This window comes from Rhizobium sp. LC145 (assembly GCF_001005825.1).
Taxonomy (GTDB): Bacteria; Pseudomonadota; Alphaproteobacteria; order Rhizobiales; family Rhizobiaceae; genus Neorhizobium.
The window spans coordinates 21,470-42,322 of sequence record NZ_LBHV01000018.1 but is presented as its reverse complement, the minus strand read 5'-3'; the positions used below and the strand labels follow the sequence as shown (position 1 = coordinate 42,322).

The following is a 20,853-nucleotide window of genomic DNA, read 5'->3' as shown; positions in this document are numbered from 1 at the left end:
GCTAACAGTCAAACGCAACTAGTGAGGTATGAAAACGGGCGTGCGTTTGCACGCTAACCCTGCCTTTTAGCGGCGGGGTTCCTCCTTGGCGAGGATCGTGGCAATCGTTGAGAGGGACTTGGAGACCACCGCGCGATCGACATCACTCAACGATAGAATATCGCCCATCAGGGCTTCAAGATTTTGCAGGGGATCGGGAGCGAAGGACTTTTCCAGTCGATCGACTATCTCTGCGTTAACGCTCCTGCCGTTGTCTGTAGCCGAGTGCTTAAGCCTCTTCTTCAATTCAGGCGGAAGGCGCAAATTGTGTCGATCGTCGCTGAACTGAGGCATTCTTGCCTTATGGCGGAATTCAGGCCGACTGAAAATGGTGCAAGTATGGTAGATATGTGCCACAGATGTGCCACTTTATTACTGGTCAAAGTTGTGGGTTGACGGCCGGTCGGAATATGTTCCTATAATGTTCCCTCGTCAGGGTAGAGGGTGCGCGCTCCCGCGTTTAAGGGATCGCATTAAGGGTTGAGATGACCGTAAACGTTTCGATCTATCAGATGATCGGGCGCATGAACGAGTGCGAACAGAAAGCTTACAAAATCGTACTGCAGTGCCTTGCGTGTGAAAAATTTAATGATTGTCAGTCCGGGAAAGTAGTCGTTGAGCAGCCTCGATCGCTTCTGGAACTCTTTCCGGATGAGATTTCTCCAGATCGCGTGCGAGTTGCATGAGTTTCAAGAACTCGTCCATTACGTCCTGGCGGTCAGTTCCTGCTTCGATCGCGAGCTGAACCGCCTCGCGAGCCTTTGCGCGCCAGTCGTTGTCATTCGCGGGCGGTCTGGAGATTAGATCGGCCGGCGTGCAGCCTAGCGCGGCTGCGATCGCCTCAAGCGTCTGCTGGCTGTAGCCGGACTTTCCGTTCTCCAGGATAGAGATGCCGGAAACGGCCATGCCCACGGCGTTCGCAAGCTCTTCTTGCGTCATCCGTCTTTTCTCTCGCCATTGCTTGATGAAATGGCGTGGCTGTCCGTCCATCGGGGGTTTCAATTTCTTACGCGTTCCCATGACGCTAATTCTCGCATGTCGTTGTTTTTCGCATCCATAGTGGCTGAATGAAATTTCTACTTGACTGAAATTTCTATTCGACTGAAATTGCCACGCATGGAAAAGCTCGTTGGATTCTTCAAAGCGAATAGGGGTGCGCAGAAGCGCTTGGCGGAAAGCCTCGGGCTTCGGCAGTCAACTGTTTCGCAGTGGAAAGCTGTTCCTGTGGAGCATCTTGCCGAAGTGTCTGAGTTCACCGGCATCCCCCGCGAGGATCTCCTTCCTGACGCATTCCGTCCAGCGCGGAGGGCTGACATATGATGTCGAGCAAAAGCACTTGCGTCGCAATCTGGCCAAAAGCGGTATTTCGTCTTGTTCTTCCGGAGGTCGTTGAGCGGACGGCTACCAGAAAGGTGGCCCGCGCATGATTCTCTCCCGATTTCCCATCCGGTTTGGCGCTTGCTCCTCCCAGCGACAGACCGTGCGCCGAGCCCGCCGCGCCCGCGTGTGTGGCAGTTGGCTGCGGCTCGGCGCTGCACTTTCCGAGCTTCGGCGTCCGTACCCGCATCTGCGGACGCCGGGGACATCCTGCCGGTCGGTCGCGAACCCCGCGCGCGTGCCGATCGGCAGGAATGGGTTTGTAGGGTTTGCATTCGGTTCTCCGTAATCCAGCGGACTCCGGATCATCATTAGCGTTTTCACCGCTCGTCGCTCGACTGGAATTTTTCGCAAAAATTCCGGTTGCGCTTTCGCTTTGCCCGGAGGTTGGCACCGTGAAGAAAGAAGACATCGTCAAGCAACCGTGGTTCCCGGCCATCAAGGGCAGTACCCGCGACCTCATCGCGGCCGCCGGCGGCATCGACCGCGTTTCCCTGTTCCTCGGCTGTGGCAAGACTGTGGTCGGCAATTGGAACAACTGGGAGATGGCCGACCTCATGCCGCACTGGGCGATGATCGCGCTCGAGGCGGATCTTGGCCGTCCAATCCTTTCCGCTGCCTACGCCAGATTGTCGGGCGCCACTGTAACCGATGGCAACGGGGCTCCTGCAGGACGCGCCCGCTCGCTCTCCATGGATACCGCCAACATCATGCATGAGGTTTCCGAGTATCTCGGCGCTCATTCCGAAGCATTAGCAGACGGCGAATATTCCCTCGCCGAGCTGCGGGAGCTGCGGGAAAAGATCAGCGATATTGCTTCCTCTCTTGCGGCAGCTGTCAGCACGATCGACCGCAAGATCGCGGCGAGGGCTGCCTGATGCGGGGGGCGGCGCAACGGGCGGCGCGGCCGCAAGACGAACTGACTGCGGATGACCTGGTGCGCCAGTCGAAGGCCGCCCGCGTTCGCCAGCTGATGGGTGAGGGCCTGTCGCTTTCCGAAATCGCACGCGAGGCCGGGCTTTCCGAGGCGGAAGCGCGCGAGCTGATGGATCGGGCGAGGGCGGTTTGATGATGGCGGCCCTTGCTCTTCCCGATCCGCAACCGATACCGGCCCCCCTCGATCGCTTTGACGCGATCGCTCTCGCCGAGCGGATTAATCATGCCCGGCAGTTGCTGGACGCTGGCGACATTATGGCGTCTCTCACCTATTCAGAAGGAGCTTATGACGAGGCGAAGGCGGCCCATGGCTTTGCCGCCAAGGTCAAGGCAAGCGAAGGTGTGATCGCCCGCGCACATGCTCTTGTCGCTGAGGCGCTTGAAATCCGCAGCCTCGCCAAGATCGCACTTGCCAATGAATATGAGCGTGCCCAGGCGGCAGGGGTAGTGGCTTCCCGAGGTCGCCCGAAAAAGGTCTCAGGCGAGGACCTTTTAAAGCTTGCTGATTTTCGTGTCGACAAACGGTTGCTTTCGGAGGCCCGCAAGCTCCGCGACCAAGAGGTAGCTAACCCCGGCATCATCGGTCGCACGATCGCGGCCTTGTCGGCGGACGGCATCTTGCCGACGAAGGCAAGTCTACGTGCCGCCATCGGCACGGCCTCGGCCTCGAAGGAAGAGCGCGGCGACAATTTCTATCAGACGCCAGCCGTCGCGACGATATCGCTGCTGGCCTTCGAAAGTTTCTCCTCGACGATCTGGGAGCCGGCCTGCGGCGCGGGCGCTATCTCGCGGGTGCTGGAAGCTCAAGGCTATGATGTCATCCTCTCCGATCTCGTCGATCGCGGCACGATCTCGGAGGCCGGTGACGTCCAGTCGGTCGGCGACTTCCTCCTGAGCAAGCCGGAAGGCGAGGGGGAGGGGCCAGACATCGTCACCAACCCGCCCTATGGCGAAGTTTTGAACGCCTTCGTGGCGCATGCGCTGCGCGTCCACAAGCCGCGCAAGCTGGCGTTGCTGCTCAACCTCAATTTCAAATGCGGCTTTGCCGACGACGACCGCAACTTCGTCATGGATGAGTGCCCGCCGTCGCGCGTCTACGTCTTCAAGCGCCGGCTGCCGATGATGCACCGCGAAGGCTATGACGGACCGAAGGCGTCGAGCCGTATGAATACCGCCTGGTTCGTCTGGGAGCGGAACGAGGATGGCACTTATGGCGACCCGGACGGCTGGACGAAAGAACGGCGAATCGACTGGAGGGATTTCGCCGATACCGACACGCTGGAACCGGGCGAGGGCGGTCATTCCCTCGGCATCCACTTCGACGATGCGCCGCGCACGACGCCGAAGCTGGAGCTTCACGAGCGCGTCGATCGAGACCGTGAGGATGCACGGGCATGGGTTCTGCAGCGCGACGAATTCGATCGGGCGGAGCTTTGCCGGGGTATCGGCCGGCGCGACAGCACTGTCGAAGCGATCATCGCCGAGTTCGTTGCCGGCGGGCTGATCTCGCCCGCGAGCGAACCAGGCCGGCTTGGTCGGCACAAGGTGCTGCGGTCGACAGGAGGGGCTGCGGCATGACTTTGGCCCATATAGTTTCCGTTTCGGGAGGGAAGGATTCAACGGCGACATATTGCCGAGCGATCGAGCGCGGTTTGCCGTTTCGAGCTGTTGCGGCCGATACTGGCAATGAACATCCCGCGACATATGAGGCGGTCAACACCCTTCACCTCAAGACTGGCGGCCCTAAGGTCGAGTGGGTGAAAGCTGATTTCTCGCGCCAGATCGCAGGGAAGCGCACATTCATCGAGAGGAAATGGGAAGAGCACGGCGTTCCTGCCGATCTCGTTTCCCGCGCGCTGGCGGTGCTTCACCCGACTGGAAATCCCTTCCTTGACCTATGCCTCTGGAAAGGGCGATTCCCAAGCAGGAAGGCCCAGTTCTGCACCGAGGAACTGAAAATCAATCCGATTGATCAGAACGTGACGCGTCCGCTGCTTGCAACAGGCGCAACGGTGATTTCCTGGCAGGGGGTGAGAGCTGCTGAAAGTGAAGCGCGCAAGCACCTTCCGCCTTTCCAGCGTATTGGCGGGCAGCACGCCGACCTGCCGGGCCGGCTCTACGTTTACCGCCCACTATTGCGCGTCGAAAGCGTGGATGAGGTTTTCGCAATATCACGCCGACACGGCGTCGATCCTAATCCGCTCTATGGCTGGGGCTTGAAGCGCGTCGGCTGCTTCCCTTGCATCAACTGCGCAAAGGCAGAGCTGGCGCTAGTCGATCAGCATTTCCCCGAGCAGATCGAACGCTTGGAAGAATGGGGGGCTATCGTCAGCGAGGCATGCAAGCGCGGCCATGCGACATTTTTCAATCTCGTCAACGATCCGGTTATGCAAGCCGAGTGGCTGGAGCTTGAGCGCATCGGCAAGGCGCTCGAACGATTTTCTCTCGAACAGTTTGGCATTCGCCGCATGGTCGAGTGGGCTAAGACCGATCGCGGGGGGCGGCAATATTCGCTGCTCGCTCGCGACTTCTCTACCGTTTGTAATCAGTGGGGTGCCTGCGAATGAACATGCACCAGGCTTCCCTTCTGACTGCTCTTTCGGCCTCGACGCTGCTGTCGCCCGAACCCGGCCGCCCGATCATTATCGACAGTTTCGCCGGGGGCGGGGGCGCCTCAACAGGTATCGAGCAAGCGCTTGGCCGCTCGCCCGACTATGCGATCAACCACAATGCCGACGCCCTGGCGCTGCACGCGGTCAATCATCCGGAGACGATCCACCTTTCGGAAAACGTCTACAAGATCGACCCGCTCGACCATCTGCGCGGAAAGCATATCGGCCTCGCCTGGTTCTCGCCGGACTGCAAGCACTTCTCGAAGGCGAAGGGCGGCAAGCCGGTGGCGCGCAACATTCGCGATCTCTGCTGGATCATTCCCGGCTGGATCGAGCGAATCCAGAAGAGCGGCGGCAAGGTTGATGTCGTAATCATGGAGAACGTCGAAGAGTTCAAGGATTACGGGCCGCTGATGCAGACGGCCAAGGGCGAGATGCCCGATCCGGAGCGCAAGGGCGAGACGTTCCAGAAGTGGTGCCGCAAGCTGCGAGGCCTCGGGGCCAAGATCGAGATGCGCCAGCTGCGCGGCCGCGACTATGGCGCGCCGACGATCCGCCGGCGGCTGTTCATCATCATGCGATTCGACGGCCAACCGATCGTCTGGCCGGAGCCGACGCACGGCAGCCCTGATGATGCCGACGTGATCGCCGGGCGGAAACTGCCCTGGCCGATCGTCGCCGACTGCATAGACTGGAACCTGCCGTGCCCGTCGATCTTCGACACCTCGGAGGAGATATGGGCAAAGCACGGGTTGCGTGCCGTTCGTCCTCTCGCCGGCGCTTCGCAGGCGCGGATCGCCCGCGGTTTCGACCGCTTTGTTTTGCAGGCCAAGCGGCCTTTCTTGGTCAATCTCACTCATGGCGGCCGCGTCGAGGATATCGCCAAACCGATCATGACGATCACTGGCGCGCATCGTGGGGAGAAAGCGCTTCTTTCGCCGTCAATCCAACGTTTCAATACGGGCGCGACCGGCGTAGCAATGGACGGGCAGCTGCCGACCATAACGGCGAACAGTTATATCAAGCGGCCCGGCGGGGCTGCGCCTTTGGGAATGATGTGCGCCTACATGGCGCAGGCGAACAATGACAGCCGGCGCATCGGCGGGGTCAATCCCGGCCGGCCGATGACGGAGGCGGCCTCGACGATCACGCAAACCGGCAGCCATCAGCAGCTCGTGTCTGCCTACATCGCCCGCGACTTCGGAACCTCGACCGGACACGCTGTCAATGTGCCGGCTGCGACGATCATGCCGGAAGGGCAGGGCAAGAGCCGCCTGATCATGCCTTACCTGCAGTCCTACTACGCGACGGGTGAGGGGTCGCGCGCGGATGAGGCAATGCGCACGGCTACCGTCAAGCCCCGCCATGCGCATGTCGAGGCCATCGTTGACGTGCCGCCCTTCACCGAAGAGCAAGCGAGCCGGGCCCGTCAGGTGGCGGATTTCCTGCGGGCGCATGGCGTTTGGGATGAACGGGAATTCGTGACGATCGCGGTAGACGGCGTCACCTTCGTTGTCGTCGATATCGGCATGCGCATGTTGACGCCGCGCGAGCTTTACAACGCGCAGGGCTTCCCGCCCGGCTACAAGATCGACGGCTATTTCGATCATGCGAGAATCGGCCATAATGGCGGACCGGTCTGGGTGCCGTTCTCCAAGGAAGTTCAGGTTTCTTGCGTCGGCAACAGTGTATGCCCGCCGGTCGCCAAGGCGCTGGTTGCCGCCAACTGCAATCATCTGGCCGTGCAGACTGAGCAGGTGGCGGCATGACGGCGTTCATTTCATTCAGCTGCTTCCAGTCCGATCACCAGGCGCTGTCCCATGGCGGCAAGCGCGCTGTTCATCAGGGGCAGTTTCGTCGCGGTGTCCGGGTCGAGAAGGCGGCGGGCTTCCTTCTCGTCCTTGCCGATGCGCCGCGCCAGTTCGGTGCGCGACAGGCCGGATGCGCGGAAGGTCTCGATGACCGCGATCTTCATGGCGATCTCGGGCGCCGGCGCGATCATGTATCCTTCGGCGATCGGCTCGGGCAGGGCGCGGCCCATCTCCAGATAGGTCAGCAGGGCGACGCCAAGGGCGTCCTCGGCCATTGCGCGCGCGTCCGCCATGCCCTCGCCTTCGGTGATGGCTTCCGGCACGTCCGGAAAGGTGACGGTAAAGCCGCCTTCGCGTTCGGTCGGCTCGAAAACAGCGGCGTAGCTGTAAGTTTTCATGGCGTTCAATCCTTCAATCAATCCAGCGTTCATTCTTTCGGAAACGGTAGTGCCGGGGCTCATTTGAGCCCCAGCGTCTTGCGTATCTTCCCGGCCGTCTTCGGATCGATTTCCCGGCTGGGGAGGGTTGTGAAGCGGTCTCCGACCCAGATTGTGGCGTGGCCGCCCTTTCCTTTCGACTTGCTAAGCCGGAAGGAAAGACCGGCTGCTTTTGCTTCCTCCCTGATTTCGGCGATGAAGCGATCTCTCTTGTCCATTCCCGTCTCCGTTTCGATGCCCATACATTCGGATATTTTTGTCCGAATGTCAAGCGGCTTCGGATATTTTTGTCCGGATACTTGAGCAATGACGACGAATAATCGCGAAGCGGAATTGAGGCAGCTAACCCGCCTGAAAAGGGTTCGCGACGGGATCGAAGGCTATGCCTGGGAAATAGAAGTTGATCGCAACTCTACCCATCTCGTTGCTGTGCGTCGGGGTAGGGAAGCGGAACGGATCATTACGATCCACCCGGCCGCCTCGCCCGACGAAATCGACCTCTTTTGCAGCGCGGCTGACTCCTTGCGTTTTCTCCTGACGCTGATCGAGCGCGCGACTGCGCGGATCATCGCAATGCAGGGCTCGTCCGCGCCGCGCGAGCAGAAACCGAACGGTGCGCCGCCGCCCGCTCGGAAGGGGAAAAACAGCGCGGCGCTCTCGGCGAAATCGCTCTGTGAGCAGGTGATGTTTCGGCGCTTCCTGGAAACCAAGGGACCGGGCGGAATGCTGGGCGACGAGCGCGCCGCCGATACGCGTTTGAAGTTCCTCCTCAACATCCAATCGAAACGCCAGCTTAACGAGCCCGGCCCGGCACGCGAGGCCTTCTATGCAATGCGCGCCGAATACTACCTCTGGAAGAAAGGTGACCTGTGACCGTCTATGTCGACGACATGAAAGCTCGGTTCGGCAGCATGATCATGTGCCACATGTGGGCGGATTCCGACGAGGAACTGCTTGCCATGGCCGACCGGATCGGCGTGCAACGCAAATGGATTCAGGGGCACCCTGAATTGAGCTTTGGAAAGCATCGGAACGCATCGTGGGTGCATTTCGATATCGCCATGAGCAAGCGGGCGCTCGCGATCCGTTTCGGCGCGGTGGAAACCGACCGTTACGGCCCGGTCCTGCATACGACGCGACTTGCTTATGACCTGGCGCTCTCGCTCGGCGATGACGATCTCGCCGGGAGAATGGCGGCGAAGCTTTCGCGGATCGAGGCGCTGCAAAAGGGGCGTGCCCAGTGATGCAGATGCTTCCCCTACTTGAAATCCTCGACGACTGCACGAAGGACGCCGAGCGGGCCGATTGGCTCCTGCGGGTTCCGGACGGCATTGTCCTGCGCGATTACGATCCAATCCGAAATATCCTCCTGACGGCGGGTTTCCGCCATGGCGCGGACTTCCTTGGCATACGTCTGTCCGCCGTGCATGCGACGCGCGGCGATGACGGTGAACTGCCTGAGACCATTCGCAGTGCGCTCGAAATGGCCCGCTCCGCCATGCGCGCGATTGCGTTTGGTGCTCCTCCGAAAGGGGGTGTTCAATGAGTCATCATGCTACGAATTGGGCGATCCAGCAGCGCGGCATCAAGCCCGCGTTGAAGGTGGTCTTATGGCATCTCGCCGACTGCCATAACCCGGCCTATGGCGGCACTTTCCCCAGTCAGGAGTATCTAGCGGAGCGGTGCGAAATCCCGCGTTCAACGCTTAATGGCTATCTTGACCAGCTCGAAGAGGCGGGCCTGATCGCGCGCGAAAGGCGGCGCAAGCCGGGCTCTCGCCGGCAAGACCGCACGCGGTATTATTTTCCCTTCGAACCTCAATTCTCGCAATTTTCTCCTACGGCTCCGAGTCCAGAAACTGGACACGGGTCGCCGGAGGCCGAGTCCGAAACCGGGCAAAAGCCGAGTCCAGAAATCGGCGAAAGCCGAGTCCAGAATCTGGACAGTAACCCTGTAAGGGAAACTGTAAGAGAATCCGTAAGGGAGAAAGACGCGCGAGAGACCCGATGGGAGGAACCCGACGAGGAGGATGATGCGGAAGAAAATTCCAAATCGCTCGAACGGCGGGTGAAGGCTCTCGAAATCGGTCGGCATAACAACCCGTGGCCGGGCTCGCTCGGGAAGGAAACCCGATGGGCAGTGATGCAGTTTGCCAAGCTAACGCCCGGTGAGCGGATGCAGGCTGAAGAGCGCCGGGATGATTATCTGGCGGCCTGCGGCGGCAAGCCGGTCTCGCTTGGCGTCTATCTGCGAGACAAGAAATTCCTCGACGTCGCCGCGATGAAAGCAGCGGTCGCGGCTCCGGCTCTCAGCAGCAGCATTGCCGCACCGATCTTCGGGCCCGCCTGGTGTTCGGCTCGAACCGTGGCGCTGCTTGCTGGCCCGGTTCGCGTCGAGCTTCCCGGCGATGTCCGCGCCGTGGTGATGAAGAGCTTCGAAGTGCTGGCGAAATCCAGCTCGGCCGGAGCGAGGCGCTACGCAGCCAGCAAAGGGCTCTCGATCGACGCAGACGGCTGCCTCATCTTCCCAGATGATTTCGAAGAGCAGGAGCTGCGCCGGCGTCGGATCTCGGAAGGCTTTCCAGAGGTCAATCGCCTGCAGGACGCGACAAAGGGTCCAGCGTTGATCGACGCTCGCCATGCGTCGATCAAACCTTTCTGCGAGCCTGTCCCGATCGGTTCCGAGGTCTGGGAGGATTGGCGTCAGTGGCATGGGCAGCTGCTCTATCCGTGGCTTCCCGATACCGGCGCAATGCGCGTCGTTTGGTTTCCGGCCGGGGGGCCGGGAGAAATTTCAGCATTTGAACAGCATGTGAAAGAGGTTTTCCATGACCGGGGATAAGCGGGCTGCTGCTCGTATCATTACCGATGAAGCTGCGCGCGCTGCGATCGAGCAGCGGCGGCAAAAACGCGAGGGTCGCGTGCTGAAACTCGCCCGCGCTCAACTTCGGCCAGCTTCAAGCGAAATAGTCGAATCACGGGCGAATGACGCCCGATGGTTCTGCTTGCAGGTGAAGAACGGGCACGACTTCACTGTGGAAAAGCTCTTCACCGACTGCGGTGTTCAGGTTTTGGCGCCGCGCGAAACAATCGTGAAGGTGAAGCGGGGGAAAAAAATCGAAGGCGAGCGGGCATTCTTTCCCGGTTATTTGCTTGTTCGTCTCGTGCCCTCGGCTGAAGCGTTTGCAGCGGTGCGAAAGCAGGATCACATCGTGGGTTTCGTTGGCGGCGAGAGTGGCTATCACGTGGTTCGCGACGCCGATGTCGTTGTTTTTCAGCCTATTTCTACGCCAGACATCGCGGAACTGCCTGTTGACAAGACCATCGGCCAGTCGTCTCGCTGCCGCATCAGCGCAGGGCCCTTGGCCGGATTGGAGTGCGTCGTTCTCGACGTGAAATGGAAGCGGGAGCCGCGTGGCAGGGTGCGTGTCGAGGTCGGTGACAAATTCGTCGTTGTCGATCGACTGCCTATTGCGTTTCTCGAAAAGCTGTGAGAGTCATTCGGTCAACGGCCACTGTGGATGCGCCACCCTCCGATGTCAGTGCTGGACGCTGGCAGAACCGACCTCCATCAAGGTCAAGGGAACAGGCCTCCGCAACCCAGCCTTGACGGTCTCGCCAGAGACTTCGATTCAAGGTCAGAGCGTGAGCCATGTCCGCACAAATCGCAGGCGACCTTCGGGTCGCCTTTCTCGTTTCTGTCACAGAGGCTTTTGGTGATGGCGCGGATCGTTCACGTCGCATGGGCCGACAAGGTTCTCCAGCAGTACGGGCGGCGGGTTCTCGATCTCAATCAGCGCTTTCCAAACGTTCTGCCGCGTATCGTCAACCAGGTCGGCAACCGCGCAAAGACACAGGTCGTTCGCAACCTCACCAAACAAACCGGCTTGCCACGAAAAACGATCGTGAAAGCGGTTGGTGATCCGACAAGGGCGCGACCGGGGCGTTTGTCTTACGAGATGGTAACGCGGGGCGGGAATATCCGCCTGAAATACCTGAACGCGAAAGAGACCGAAGCCGGTGTCGTTGCTCGGCCCTTCGGCAAGACGACGCTCTACCCCGGTGCCTTCATGCGCGGCGGTCGCTTCCCTGATCGCAAAGACGTCGCGAAGTTCGACGGCCACGCGTTTTATCGTGTGAACCGGTCGGGTACGAAGATCACCTTTGCCAGATCCGGCGTGATCATTCCGGTTGAGATGACAAGCGGCGCCACGAGGGCGGCTTTCGACCGGATCGCCGGACCGCTCCTGCAGGAGAGGGTCGACAAGGCCCTTGGCGACTTGCTCCCCTGACCCTCCCCGGTGGGCGGCCTGTCGTGGGGCAGTCCCCTGACGCCCACCCCCCCCCCATTCAGGGACCGTTTCGGGGAAAAACCAGCATACGGAAGCGCGCGACTGCGGGATTTTGCCAGTGCGATACTTCGCAAGCGGTACACGAATACACGTGCAAATGCACGTGTTGCACGGGACGGCGCACGATGGATGAGCAATGGATCTCGATAACGGATGCGGCGGCGCGGTTGACCGAGGCGGGAGACCGCATCGACCGTTCCTCGCTATCCCGCTACCTGAAACAGCACTCTGAGGCGCTGCCTCTCAAGCCGGACGGTCGATCGAGCCTTGTCGAGTTTGGCGCGTTGGTTGCTCACCGATCGGAGAACGTTCGAGTTCGTCCGCTGCCTATCCCAGCTGTTGCCATTTCCGTCCCTCACCTCGGTGCTACGCATGGCGTGCTGCCGACGCGCACTCAATCTGACGGCGCGGCGCGTAAGGCCCAGGCTGACGCAGAACTACGCGAGATGGATCTCGCGGAACGCCGTAAGGAGCTGACGCCTTACGCCGAGGTAGATCAGGCCGGCCGCGACGCTGTTGCCATGATGCAAAGCGCCTTCGAACGTGCCATCGACACCGAGGCAAGCACGCTGTCGCTCAAGTACGGCTGGGAGGAGCGGGTAGTTCGCCTGGCCCTCAAGAATTTCGCAAAGACCGGCCTCGCAGTCTTCAACCGTCAAGTCCTCGAAAAGCTGGACGCCATGCGGCGCCGCGATGATGCCGGTGACGACGACATGGCTTTCTCGGAACAGACGCAGTCACTGCAATGACGATCCATGATATCAGGACTCGCTTTCCGCACCTGCCAAACGGTGCCGTCGCGATCTATCGAGGTATGGAGGCCGCCAGCCGGCCGACAGAAGACCTGACGATCAGTGAGCACGCCGATCGGTATCGCAAGGTTTCGCCGGAGTCGGGCTCGCCTTGGCCCGGTGACTTCCGTACAGACCGAGTGCCGTACCTGCGCGAGCCGCAGGATTGTCTGCACCCTGACCACCCGGCGCGGCGGGTGACAGCGCGATGGGCAGCTCAGCTTGGTAAGTCAACCGCGATCGAGAACTGGTTTTGTTTCATCGTTGACCAGGCGCCGGGCTCGATGATGATTGTTTTGCCCTCGATCGAGGAGGCCACGAAGTTCAACCGCGTGAAGCTTCAGCCGACGATCGAGGCTTCGAAGCGGATCGCTCACAAGGTAATGCCAGTCAGCAGCCGCGACGAACAAGGTAGCACCACTTCATTCAAGCGATACGCCGGCGGCTTCTGCCAGATCGTCAATGCAGGCTCTTCCAAGGGTTTGCAGATGGTGTCGATCAAGTATCTCGCCATGGACGAGACGACCGGCTACCCGAAGGATGTCGACGGTCGCGGCAGTCCGCGCGACCAGGCACGTGCCCGACAGAAGATGTACGGCGATCTCGCCAAGGAATGGCAGGGCTCCACACCTGGCGTTGCCGGCGAGTGCACCATCAGCGAAGATTTCGAAGCTGGAGACCAGCGATTTTTTTACCTGCCTTGTCCGCACTGCGACACTTATCAGGCACTTAGTTTCGACATGATGCGCGGCCCAGATCCTGAACTGGATCTGCCGGTGCACATGCGCTGCCTGAAATGCGACGAGGTAATCCTCGACGGTCACAAGCGCGAAATGATGGAACGTGGGCACTGGATTGCCCGACGCGTTCCGGAGCACGGTGATCCGGTTCCGATGGCAATTCCATCAGCCGAGATTGAGGCGTGGGCATGCCCGCCATGTGAAGGCAGGTGCAGGGATTGGCAGCCGAGCTATCATTTGTGGGCCGCCTATGCGCCTCGTGAGAAGTGGTCGGAAATCTGGAAGCGATGGCTGGACGCCGAGGGCGACACGACGAAAATGCGGACCTTCTGCCAGCAGGATCTGGCGGAGCCTTACGATCCGGGTGGCGTCACCGTCGAATGGGAAAAGATCGTCGAGGCCGCAAAGGCCGAACTTCAGCCGTCGCGCGTCATACCGTCCTGGGCGGCGCTTGTCGTTTCGGCCGCAGACGTTCAGGGCTACGGGATCAAATGGGTTGCTTATGCCATCGGCGCGCGCGAGCAGTTCCAGCTGATCGACCGCGAGATCTTCGAAGGGGCCCCGGACCAATCCGACGAACCTTGGATCAAGTTATCAGACGCTCAGGCGCGGACATACCCGATCGAGAACGGAACACGCGAAAAAGGCATCGATCTCAACGGTGTCGACTCCGGCTGGGCTACTGACCGTGTCTATCGCTTCTGCGCCGGCCGCCCGAACGTTTATGCGCTCGACGGCCGCGAGCCGATCGGACTTCCTTGGCTGGGAACGCCGGTCAAGAAGGACATCAAAGATCAGCGTAAGCGCGTCGTGGCGAAAGTGCTGCTTTATCCAGTCGGCCTCTTCGATGTGAAAACAGCGGTGACGGCCGCTCTTGCAAACCTGGTGCAGGGCCGCTCCGAAAACGGGCATTGGCCTCGTAACACGATCCACTTCGGGTCGGATCTCTGCGACGCAGACTTCGCAAAGGAGCTTACGGCAGAGCGTCTCGTCGATGCCGAGGAAGAAGCCCGTTCCAGTGTCAGCCGACGAGCCCGCCGGCTGATCAAGCCGAAAGCCGGCCGCCAGTGGAAGAAGATAGTCGGCCGGATGAACGACTGGTTCGATGCCACCGTCTACGCCTTCGCCCTCGGGTGGCACCTGCAGAACAAGCGACGCCTAACGCTCGATCGCTGGGCGGATCTAGTTCGCGAGCTGCACGGTGAGCACGAGGAGCCGCAGGATCTGTTCGAGGCGGCCGAGCAGAACCCGTTTGTCAAACAGAAGCCCGAACCCACGCCAACCTCGACGGCGCATGCCAGACCTCGGCCGCCGCGCAGACAGTGGAAGTCATACTCGTGATCCAAGAAAAGCCGCGCATCCGCGTAAAAGCGAAATCGGAAAAGGTGTCGCCTGGGTCAGCCCAGGCGGCGCCATCTCGCCGCCACGTGGCGCGTTATCTGCGGGGTGATCGGTCTGGCGTTCTCAGTATGCGCAAGGCAATCCCCCGCGATGCCCGCCACGACGTTCGCGAAGCTGCGGAGCGCGCGGCCGCTCTGGCAGTGGATTTCATGCACAACAGTGGCTGGATCGCCGGCGCTGTTACCCAGATCCTATGCGACACGATCGGCGAGGAGCTGAAGCTGAATTGCCGCGCCAAGCTGAAAAGGCTTGGCTATACCGAGGAAGAAACCGCCGATTGGTGCCGCCAGGTCGAGGAAGAATGGCGACGCTATGCATGGAACCCGAAGGAATGCGACCTCGCTGGTAAGTCGACCATCGCCGAGATGGCTGATGCGGCTCTGCGCAGTTACTTGGCGTCTGGCGAGGCCTTCGGCATTCTGGACTACATGGAGCCTGCAGAGCGCCGACGCTATGGCGTCGAGACCGGCACCAAGGTTTCCCTGATCGCGTCCCATCGGTGCCCGAGGGTGACCCGTGAGACTGAGGGGCTTGAGCAAGGCATATACCACGACGCCAACAACCGGCCGGTGGCATACAAGTTTCGTGTCCGCGAGAGTGGCGTAGAGCGTGATCGTGACATCGACGCGGCAGACGTCATCCACGTCATGGATCGTGGCGCAAACCTGAATAGCCCGCGTGGCATCTCGGAAGTAGCGCCCGCTCTAAAGGTCCTCGCACAATCCGACCAGCTGGCGGACGCGACGCTCGCAAAGACATTGCTGCAGACGGTTTTCGCGGCGACGATCAAAAGTCCGGAGCAAAGCGACCAGGCCTTCCAGGCTCTGCAGACGTTGAACGATATCGAGCGGCCCGATGGCTTCGACGAAAGCAACGGGACTTGGGACGAGTTCATTGGGGGGCTTCAGCAGGACCTTCTGGAAGTATGGGACATGCGTCTCGGTGCGTTGAAGGAAAAGGGCATTTCCATGTCTGACCCGGCTCGCATCAACCACTTGGGGCCGGGCGAAGAGTTCCAGCTCCATACGACGTCGACGCCGAGCAGCGACTATGTGGCCTTCTTCCAGAACCTATTGCGCGAGATCGCCCGATGCCTCGGCATCACCTTTGAATCGCTCTCCATGGATCATTCCAACGCCACCTATTCGTCGGTGTTGATGTCGGTTGCAACGATCTGGCCGATCGTCATGCGCCGCCGAACCCGGATCGTCATTCCTTTCCTGCAGGCGATCTATGAACGCTGGCTCGAGGAAATGATCGAGACTGGCAAAATCCACCTCAAGGGAGGTGCAGTCGCGTTCCGCCGACATCGGGAAAGCGTGTTCCAAGCGGAGTGGCATGGCCCCGGCGCGCCATCAGCCGACAACTATAAGGCGGTCATGGCTGACAAGATCGAGATGGAGATTGGCGTTTCATCCTTCTCCGACATCTGCGCCAAGCGCGGCAAGAACGGGCAAGAGCAAATCGTGCAGCTCGGGCGAGAGAAAAAGCAGTTCGAGGCTGCCGGCGTGCCTCATCCGTTCGGCCGCTCGCAAGGCGGAGCCGGGCCCCAAGGTGCTGCCATGGAAGGCAACAGACAACCTGCAAAGGAGGCCGGATCATAATGCCTGACGAGATCGACCCCATCGCCATCGACTGGTGCGCGCGTGCCGCGAAGCTCCGTCGCGTCGAGGAAGCCCTGCTTATGGGCGAGATGGTCACCGAAGCAAGGTTCGGCGAGGACATGGCGCGGTACGCGAACGCCAGCCTGGCCGATGTCACTAAGGCGCTCAACGAAGCTATTCGCGAGTGCCAGATCTCCCGCGGCGAAACGCCGAAGCGGACACGCTACGCAATGAGCGGGCGTATGCGCCCCTACTGAGGATCCAAGAACATGGCTGCAATTATTGAAGACGGGAAGCTCCGGCTGACCGGCTATGTCGGCGACTATTATTTTGAAGATGGCTTCACGTCGCAGGACGTGGTGCTTGCCCTGGCTGGGATCGACGATGATTCCACTCTCGATGTGCACATCAATTCCGGGGGTGGCGTAGCCTCAGAGGGTGCGGCCATCCACGCTCTGTTGACCGCTCGCGGCGGCGAGACGAACGTCGTGGTCGAGGGGATCGCCGCTTCTGCCGCATCCTTGATCGCTATGGCGGGGGCGACCGTCACCATGTCGGCGGGTGCGGTGATGATGATCCACGACCCTGCCGGCTACACGTTCGGCAACTCTGCGGCTCACGGCAAGACTGTCGAGGCGCTTGAAGCACTGGCGACGGCCTATTCTCGCGTCTACGCGGCCAAGTCCGGAAAATCTCCGGAAGAGTGCCGTGAGATCATGAAGGCCGAGCGCTGGCTCACTCCTGAAGAGGCGGTGAATGAGGGCTTCGCTGACGAGACTACCGAACAGAAAGCAAAGCCGGTCGCCGCATTTGACTACCGGCTTTTCGCTCACGCGCCAAAGCACCTGACGGCCATGGCGAAGAAGAAGAATTGGTCGCTCCCGGCGACCATGGCGGCATCTGCCGCGCAACCCCGTCCAACTGAGGAGACCTCCATGACGGATAAGGAACGTGCGGAGCAGCTTGCCGCCGAAAATGCCAAGCTGAAGGCAGATCTCGAAAAGGCAGGCGGCGGGATCGAGGCGGCTTTGAAAGCCGATCGGGAGCGCCGTGAGGCCATCATGGGCCTTGAAGAATCGAAGGGACGCGAGGCGCTGGCGGAGCATCTCTTCACTCTTGGCAACACTGTCGAGCAGGCGAAGGCAACGCTTTCCGTTTCGCCGAAAGCTGCCGTCGAAGAAGACAACCCCGGAGACTACCGTCCTCGCAGAATGAATGCGCAGGGCCTCAACAAGCCGGACCTCGCAAGCTCCACAAGGGGTGATCGCGCGGTCCTGTCTGCTTCCGTCGAACGCGCGAACAAGCGCCGCTAACAGGAGACCATTCCAATGGTGACACTTTCGAAGGGGCTCCGGCCCACCGCTCACTACATCGTCTCCGAGGCCAACGGCTATCGGTCGCGAGAACAGGCCGTGATCGCCAGCGGGAGCGGTAAGCTCGACGCCGGCGCCGTCCTTGCCCAGGTGACGGCCAGCAAGAAATACGTGCCGTTCAATCCTGCCGGCGCAGACGGTAGCCAGACCGCCGTCGCGATCCTCTACGAGGGGTGCGACGCGACTTTGGCGGATGCCCGCCGCACCGTTACTGCCCGCGACACGGAAATCCATGCGGATGTTCTCGTGTGGGGTGCAGCTGTCACAGACCTTCAGAAAACTGCCGCGCTCGCCGCTCTGGCTGCGTTGGGCATCGTCGCCCGCTAAGGAGGGGCAAAAGTCATGGCTCTTGTAGCAGACATTTTCAATCAGAACGCCTGGGGCGCGGTCGAGGTTCAGGAAGAGATCATCGAGCGCGTTGCATTCAAGCCCCAGCTGCTCGGTACGCTCAATCTTTTCTCGCCGATCTATTCGCGCTCGCGTGTGATTGGCATTGCCGATACCAACGGCGTGCTGACCTTGATCCCGACGTCGGCCAACGGCGCTCCTCCCGAAGAGCTGATCCCGAAGGGCGCGAAGATCCGGACCATGGAGGCGGTTCGCCTCGCCAAGGGTTCGACTATCTATGCGATCGAGCTGGCCGGCGTGCTCGCTCTTCCCTTCGACGAGCAGACGGTGGAAGTCGCCGATGAAGTGACCAGCCGGACGGGACAGATCAAAGACGATCTGGAGCTTACGTGGGAGCACATGCGCTTCGGCGCGGTTCAGGGCAAGGTCATCGATGCTGACGGCGCCACCGTCCTGGTGGACTGGTTCGAGTTCTGGGGGATCGACGAGCCTGAAGAAGTCAACTTCGCCCTCAATGTGGAAACGACCGACGTCCGCAAAAAGTGCCGCGACATCAAGCGTGCGATGCAGAAGGCTGCGAAGGGTGCATGGACGCCCGGCACGAAGGTCGGTGCGCTTGTCGGCGACGAATTCTTCGATCTCCTCGTCAATCACAAGCAGATCAAGGAAACGAAGCTCGGAACCGAGAAGGCGCCAACTCTCGAGAATATCGAAGGGTACTCCTCGATCGAGATCGAGGGCATCGTCTTCATCAACTATCAGGGCACCGACGATGGCACCACGATTGCCATTGGTAGCGAAAAGGCCCGGTTCTTCCCGATCGGTGCGCGCAACGCCTTCCAGGTCGGTTGGGCGCCTGCCAGCGAGTTCAAGCCGTATCTCAATAAGCGCGGTCAGGAATTCTACGGGCTCGTGCTCGAAGACAAGTCCGGCCGTGACGAATGGGACCGCGTCGAACTCTACAGCTATCCGCTGTTCATCTGCACTCGCCCGGAAATGCTTCGGAGCGCGAGAGCGAAGTAAAGCCTGCCGGCCGCTGTTCGACCACCCGGCCGGGTGGTCGAAAACCCACGGAGAGTGTAATGACGAGCAAGATTGCTACCGAAGCCGGATACTACAACGGCAAATTCCTGAAGGCCGGGATGAGTTATCCCGCCGAGGCATCTGGGCGTGATGGCGATGTCCCACGCGATATTGATCTCAGCTCCATGACCAAGGATGAGCTGATCGCCGAGGCCAAGTCGCGGGGCATCGAAGTCGACGCTTCAAAGACGAAGGCGGAGATCACTGCAGCGATTGAAGCAGGATCGCGCTGATGCCAGTCGCCGCAAACCTCTCAGAAATCCAAGATCGCTTGGTCTCCACGGTCGATCAAAAATTGGCCGAGCCGGTCAAGCTGTCCTTTCTCAAGGAGGAGCAGCCCGACCCGGAACGCCCGGCCGTCGAGATCAGCGCGGTTCTGCGGGTTGGCGGCGGCAAGGCAAGCAGCATGGCGCCCGGCGCATCTCGCGCCTGGCGCTCGAAACTGGCGGCCGGCAAAGCGGAGCTTCATATCGATCGCTCACGCTATGACGGCCCTGCAGTCAAAACTGGCGATCGTGTTCGCGCTTTAGCGCGGCGCGGGCAGCCCTGGTTTGAGGTTCTGCGGGTCGACGATCGCGGCGACACCCGACTTGTTCTGGAGCTTGGCGAGAAATGAGCCTGACACGAATTGCACTGCGCATCGCGGCGGTCGAAGCGATCAAGGGTAAGACCCTTGTTCGTGGCAATGTTCTCGATACACCGAATGGCGCGCTGGATATTCAGGCGGATGGCACCCTTCGCACGGCGGAAGACAAGCCTTTCATCGCCGTCTTTACCGATCAGGGTAAGGTGGAAAGGGTCAACGGTCGCTCACTGATCGAGAATGGACTTTGCGACATCATCTTCGAAATGGGCATTTCCTCGGCGATGCTTGAAACGGATGAGAATTCAGGCGCTTCCATGCTGGTTGGGGTCGGAATCCCGGCTTCTGACGGGAATCAGGAATTCTTTCTCGACGTTGTCCAGCGTCAGATAGGTGACGCGCTCGCTGATCCTAATAATCGGTGGGCGGAAATCTGGCGCGGGCTGCACTACCGTATCGCCAAAATCGAATTTGCCGGCGCCCGCAACGCTGAGGACGGCCAGCGCCTGGCCGGGCATCAAATGCGGCTTACCGTGGAGCTGGCCGACGATCCCGTGGCGCGCGAGCCTCTTGATCCTCAGACTCCATTCATGCAGTTCCTGACTGCCTTGGAAGGCCATGGCGATCGCTCTTATGCCGAGCAGGCTGCTTTCATGCGAGCGCTGATCAATGGTTCCAGCGAGGACTGGGAACAGCTGCAGCGGCGGCGCGGCATGACGGCCGCCGAGCTGCTTGCGCTTGGTCAGGGGCCTCTTGCGGCTGACGCCGAACGTGCGACGCCTCCGATGACGAGTGCGACGCTCGATGTCGAAAACTTCAATTCCGTGACGGTGACCGGCTCATGATCTCCGATTTCGTTGCGATGCGCCTTGATATCGAGATGCTGAAAACCGCCTTCGGAAACTCCCTGAAGGTGGGGCCGGTCGAGGTCATCGACGCGAAAAAGGGATATCGGCTGCGCCTCGGCGGTACAGACGACGAGCCGTTTCTTTCGCCTTGGTATCCGCATCCGGAGACGGGCAAAACGTCCATCCCTCTTAAAAAGGGGCAGGTCGTTGGCGTCGTGAATCCGAGCGGAGATCCCCGGCAAGGGTTGATGTTCCGCGGTGGCTACTCTGACGATAACCCGAGCCCGAACGACAATATGGGTGCCAACGTCTTCGAGGACGCCGGCGTCCGCGTTTCAGTCGCTGAGGGGGCGCTTACGATCGAGGCGGGCGGTGTCACCTTTCGCTTCAGTGGAGACGGCTTCGAGCAGGCCGGCGGAAAGCAAACGCATAACGGCCATGACGTTGGCTCCACCCACGTGCATGGTGGCGTCGTGCGCGGCGGGGAATACACGAGCGTGCCGTCTAACTAACAGGAGA

The 20,853-nt window shown here is 60.6% G+C and carries 27 protein-coding genes; 22 read left to right on the top strand and 5 right to left on the bottom strand.

The features are described 5' to 3' along the window. Positions 1-66: 66 nt before the first annotated feature. Positions 67-333 (bottom strand): Arc family DNA-binding protein, encoded by a 267-nt coding sequence (locus YH62_RS27685; protein ID WP_046797548.1) that lies wholly within the window; start codon positions 331-333, stop codon positions 67-69. 291 nt (positions 334-624) lie between these two features. Further along, on the bottom strand, positions 625-1,029 hold the full coding sequence (locus YH62_RS29230) for a helix-turn-helix transcriptional regulator (protein WP_280950086.1): 405 nt from the start codon (positions 1,027-1,029) through the stop codon (positions 625-627). 90 nt (positions 1,030-1,119) lie between these two features. Between YH62_RS29230 and YH62_RS27675 the strand changes: the two genes are divergently transcribed. From YH62_RS27675 to YH62_RS27650, 6 genes are all read left to right on the top strand, one after another. After that, positions 1,120-1,359, top strand: coding sequence for a YdaS family helix-turn-helix protein (locus YH62_RS27675; RefSeq protein ID WP_245282231.1), 240 nt, complete (start codon positions 1,120-1,122; stop codon positions 1,357-1,359). 452 nt (positions 1,360-1,811) lie between these two features. Beyond that, positions 1,812-2,294, top strand: coding sequence for a hypothetical protein (locus tag YH62_RS27670; protein ID WP_046797546.1), 483 nt, complete (start codon positions 1,812-1,814; stop codon positions 2,292-2,294). After that, the gene (locus tag YH62_RS27665) at positions 2,294-2,485 is read left to right on the top strand and encodes a hypothetical protein (RefSeq protein WP_046797545.1); all 192 of its coding nucleotides are present in this window, start codon (positions 2,294-2,296) and stop codon (positions 2,483-2,485) included. Before YH62_RS27670 ends, YH62_RS27665 begins: the two co-directional genes overlap by 1 nt. Further along, entirely contained in the window at positions 2,485-3,930 is a 1,446-nt protein-coding gene (locus YH62_RS27660) for a hypothetical protein (protein ID WP_137326834.1), read from the top strand. The genes YH62_RS27665 and YH62_RS27660 overlap by 1 nt, the downstream gene beginning before the upstream one ends. After that, positions 3,927-4,919 carry a phosphoadenosine phosphosulfate reductase family protein gene (locus tag YH62_RS27655; protein ID WP_046797544.1) on the top strand — a complete coding sequence of 331 codons (993 nt, stop codon included), beginning with the start codon at positions 3,927-3,929 and terminating at the stop codon, positions 4,917-4,919. The genes YH62_RS27660 and YH62_RS27655 overlap by 4 nt, the downstream gene beginning before the upstream one ends. A 2-nt stretch (positions 4,920-4,921) precedes the next feature. Continuing rightward, the gene (locus tag YH62_RS27650; protein ID WP_046797543.1) at positions 4,922-6,733 is read left to right on the top strand and encodes a DNA cytosine methyltransferase; all 1,812 of its coding nucleotides are present in this window, start codon (positions 4,922-4,924) and stop codon (positions 6,731-6,733) included. Positions 6,734-6,744: 11 nt separating this feature from the next. Here the strand turns inward: YH62_RS27650 and YH62_RS27645 are convergent, their stop codons facing one another. Together YH62_RS27645 and YH62_RS27640 are read right to left on the bottom strand one after the other, a co-directional pair. Further along, positions 6,745-7,173, bottom strand: coding sequence for a type II toxin-antitoxin system HicB family antitoxin (locus tag YH62_RS27645; protein WP_046797568.1), 429 nt, complete (start codon positions 7,171-7,173; stop codon positions 6,745-6,747). Between the two features lie 59 nt (positions 7,174-7,232). Beyond that, positions 7,233-7,430 carry a hypothetical protein gene (locus YH62_RS27640; protein WP_046797567.1) on the bottom strand — a complete coding sequence of 66 codons (198 nt, stop codon included), beginning with the start codon at positions 7,428-7,430 and terminating at the stop codon, positions 7,233-7,235. Positions 7,431-7,518: 88 nt separating this feature from the next. Between YH62_RS27640 and YH62_RS27635 the strand changes: the two genes are divergently transcribed. Continuing rightward, entirely contained in the window at positions 7,519-8,085 is a 567-nt protein-coding gene (locus tag YH62_RS27635; RefSeq protein WP_046797542.1) for a hypothetical protein, read from the top strand. Continuing rightward, positions 8,082-8,456, top strand: coding sequence for a DUF4031 domain-containing protein (locus YH62_RS27630; protein ID WP_046797541.1), 375 nt, complete (start codon positions 8,082-8,084; stop codon positions 8,454-8,456). Before YH62_RS27635 ends, YH62_RS27630 begins: the two co-directional genes overlap by 4 nt. A 14-nt stretch (positions 8,457-8,470) precedes the next feature. Here YH62_RS27630 and YH62_RS30365 read toward each other — a convergent pair whose 3' ends face one another. After that, positions 8,471-8,755, bottom strand: a complete 285-nt coding sequence (locus tag YH62_RS30365; RefSeq protein WP_046797540.1) for a hypothetical protein — start codon at positions 8,753-8,755, stop codon at positions 8,471-8,473. Positions 8,756-9,354: 599 nt separating this feature from the next. Between YH62_RS30365 and YH62_RS30940 the strand changes: the two genes are divergently transcribed. From YH62_RS30940 to YH62_RS27555, 14 genes are all read left to right on the top strand, one after another. Beyond that, entirely contained in the window at positions 9,355-10,053 is a 699-nt protein-coding gene (locus YH62_RS30940) for a hypothetical protein (protein ID WP_052760545.1), read from the top strand. Next, the gene (locus tag YH62_RS27615) at positions 10,040-10,705 is read left to right on the top strand and encodes a transcription termination/antitermination NusG family protein (RefSeq protein ID WP_052760544.1); all 666 of its coding nucleotides are present in this window, start codon (positions 10,040-10,042) and stop codon (positions 10,703-10,705) included. Before YH62_RS30940 ends, YH62_RS27615 begins: the two co-directional genes overlap by 14 nt. Positions 10,706-10,930: 225 nt before the next feature. After that, positions 10,931-11,503: a hypothetical protein gene (locus YH62_RS27610; protein ID WP_046797539.1), complete on the top strand. Its 573-nt coding sequence runs from the start codon at positions 10,931-10,933 to the stop codon at positions 11,501-11,503. A 185-nt stretch (positions 11,504-11,688) separates the two neighbouring features. After that, complete coding sequence (locus YH62_RS27605) at positions 11,689-12,312, top strand: hypothetical protein (RefSeq protein ID WP_046797538.1); 624 nt, start codon at positions 11,689-11,691, stop codon at positions 12,310-12,312. Then, positions 12,309-14,435 carry a terminase gpA endonuclease subunit gene (locus YH62_RS27600; protein ID WP_046797537.1) on the top strand — a complete coding sequence of 709 codons (2,127 nt, stop codon included), beginning with the start codon at positions 12,309-12,311 and terminating at the stop codon, positions 14,433-14,435. Before YH62_RS27605 ends, YH62_RS27600 begins: the two co-directional genes overlap by 4 nt. 128 nt (positions 14,436-14,563) lie before the next feature. Then, positions 14,564-16,099 (top strand): phage portal protein, encoded by a 1,536-nt coding sequence (locus YH62_RS27595; protein ID WP_245282230.1) that lies wholly within the window; start codon positions 14,564-14,566, stop codon positions 16,097-16,099. After that, positions 16,099-16,356, top strand: coding sequence for a hypothetical protein (locus tag YH62_RS27590; protein ID WP_046797536.1), 258 nt, complete (start codon positions 16,099-16,101; stop codon positions 16,354-16,356). Before YH62_RS27595 ends, YH62_RS27590 begins: the two co-directional genes overlap by 1 nt. A gap of 12 nt (positions 16,357-16,368) precedes the next feature. Continuing rightward, positions 16,369-17,412 carry a head maturation protease, ClpP-related gene (locus tag YH62_RS27585; protein ID WP_046797535.1) on the top strand — a complete coding sequence of 348 codons (1,044 nt, stop codon included), beginning with the start codon at positions 16,369-16,371 and terminating at the stop codon, positions 17,410-17,412. Between the two features lie 15 nt (positions 17,413-17,427). Then, on the top strand, positions 17,428-17,799 hold the full coding sequence (locus YH62_RS27580; RefSeq protein ID WP_052760543.1) for a head decoration protein: 372 nt from the start codon (positions 17,428-17,430) through the stop codon (positions 17,797-17,799). Between the two features lie 15 nt (positions 17,800-17,814). Continuing rightward, positions 17,815-18,843: a major capsid protein gene (locus tag YH62_RS27575; protein ID WP_046797534.1), complete on the top strand. Its 1,029-nt coding sequence runs from the start codon at positions 17,815-17,817 to the stop codon at positions 18,841-18,843. A gap of 59 nt (positions 18,844-18,902) precedes the next feature. Continuing rightward, positions 18,903-19,136, top strand: coding sequence for an SAP domain-containing protein (locus YH62_RS27570; protein WP_046797533.1), 234 nt, complete (start codon positions 18,903-18,905; stop codon positions 19,134-19,136). Beyond that, the gene (locus YH62_RS27565) at positions 19,136-19,519 is read left to right on the top strand and encodes a hypothetical protein (RefSeq protein WP_046797532.1); all 384 of its coding nucleotides are present in this window, start codon (positions 19,136-19,138) and stop codon (positions 19,517-19,519) included. The genes YH62_RS27570 and YH62_RS27565 overlap by 1 nt, the downstream gene beginning before the upstream one ends. Beyond that, positions 19,516-20,331 carry a hypothetical protein gene (locus YH62_RS27560; protein ID WP_046797531.1) on the top strand — a complete coding sequence of 272 codons (816 nt, stop codon included), beginning with the start codon at positions 19,516-19,518 and terminating at the stop codon, positions 20,329-20,331. The genes YH62_RS27565 and YH62_RS27560 overlap by 4 nt, the downstream gene beginning before the upstream one ends. Further along, positions 20,328-20,846: a baseplate assembly protein GpV gene (locus YH62_RS27555; RefSeq protein ID WP_046797530.1), complete on the top strand. Its 519-nt coding sequence runs from the start codon at positions 20,328-20,330 to the stop codon at positions 20,844-20,846. Before YH62_RS27560 ends, YH62_RS27555 begins: the two co-directional genes overlap by 4 nt. The last annotated feature ends 7 nt before the right edge of the window (positions 20,847-20,853 follow it).

Bases quoted from the DNA above. Each gene is read 5' to 3' on its own strand.
- YH62_RS27685 (WP_046797548.1), bottom strand. From the start codon at position 333: ATGCCTCAGTTCAGCGACGATCGACACAATTTGCGCCTTCCGCCTGAA.
- YH62_RS29230 (WP_280950086.1), bottom strand. From the start codon at position 1,029: ATGGACGGACAGCCACGCCATTTCATCAAGCAATGGCGAGAGAAAAGA.
- YH62_RS27665 (WP_046797545.1), top strand. From the start codon at position 2,294: ATGCGGGGGGCGGCGCAACGGGCGGCGCGGCCGCAAGACGAACTGACT.
- YH62_RS27660 (WP_137326834.1), top strand. From the start codon at position 2,485: ATGATGGCGGCCCTTGCTCTTCCCGATCCGCAACCGATACCGGCCCCC.
- YH62_RS27655 (WP_046797544.1), top strand. From the start codon at position 3,927: ATGACTTTGGCCCATATAGTTTCCGTTTCGGGAGGGAAGGATTCAACG.
- YH62_RS27650 (WP_046797543.1), top strand. From the start codon at position 4,922: ATGCACCAGGCTTCCCTTCTGACTGCTCTTTCGGCCTCGACGCTGCTG.
- YH62_RS27645 (WP_046797568.1), bottom strand. From the start codon at position 7,173: ATGAAAACTTACAGCTACGCCGCTGTTTTCGAGCCGACCGAACGCGAA.
- YH62_RS27640 (WP_046797567.1), bottom strand. From the start codon at position 7,430: ATGGACAAGAGAGATCGCTTCATCGCCGAAATCAGGGAGGAAGCAAAA.
- YH62_RS27635 (WP_046797542.1), top strand. From the start codon at position 7,519: ATGACGACGAATAATCGCGAAGCGGAATTGAGGCAGCTAACCCGCCTG.
- YH62_RS30940 (WP_052760545.1), top strand. From the start codon at position 9,355: ATGCAGTTTGCCAAGCTAACGCCCGGTGAGCGGATGCAGGCTGAAGAG.
- YH62_RS27615 (WP_052760544.1), top strand. From the start codon at position 10,040: ATGACCGGGGATAAGCGGGCTGCTGCTCGTATCATTACCGATGAAGCT.
- YH62_RS27610 (WP_046797539.1), top strand. From the start codon at position 10,931: ATGGCGCGGATCGTTCACGTCGCATGGGCCGACAAGGTTCTCCAGCAG.
- YH62_RS27605 (WP_046797538.1), top strand. From the start codon at position 11,689: ATGGATGAGCAATGGATCTCGATAACGGATGCGGCGGCGCGGTTGACC.
- YH62_RS27600 (WP_046797537.1), top strand. From the start codon at position 12,309: ATGACGATCCATGATATCAGGACTCGCTTTCCGCACCTGCCAAACGGT.
- YH62_RS27595 (WP_245282230.1), top strand. From the start codon at position 14,564: ATGCGCAAGGCAATCCCCCGCGATGCCCGCCACGACGTTCGCGAAGCT.
- YH62_RS27590 (WP_046797536.1), top strand. From the start codon at position 16,099: ATGCCTGACGAGATCGACCCCATCGCCATCGACTGGTGCGCGCGTGCC.
- YH62_RS27585 (WP_046797535.1), top strand. From the start codon at position 16,369: ATGGCTGCAATTATTGAAGACGGGAAGCTCCGGCTGACCGGCTATGTC.
- YH62_RS27580 (WP_052760543.1), top strand. From the start codon at position 17,428: ATGGTGACACTTTCGAAGGGGCTCCGGCCCACCGCTCACTACATCGTC.
- YH62_RS27575 (WP_046797534.1), top strand. From the start codon at position 17,815: ATGGCTCTTGTAGCAGACATTTTCAATCAGAACGCCTGGGGCGCGGTC.
- YH62_RS27570 (WP_046797533.1), top strand. From the start codon at position 18,903: ATGACGAGCAAGATTGCTACCGAAGCCGGATACTACAACGGCAAATTC.
- YH62_RS27565 (WP_046797532.1), top strand. From the start codon at position 19,136: ATGCCAGTCGCCGCAAACCTCTCAGAAATCCAAGATCGCTTGGTCTCC.
- YH62_RS27560 (WP_046797531.1), top strand. From the start codon at position 19,516: ATGAGCCTGACACGAATTGCACTGCGCATCGCGGCGGTCGAAGCGATC.
- YH62_RS27555 (WP_046797530.1), top strand. From the start codon at position 20,328: ATGATCTCCGATTTCGTTGCGATGCGCCTTGATATCGAGATGCTGAAA.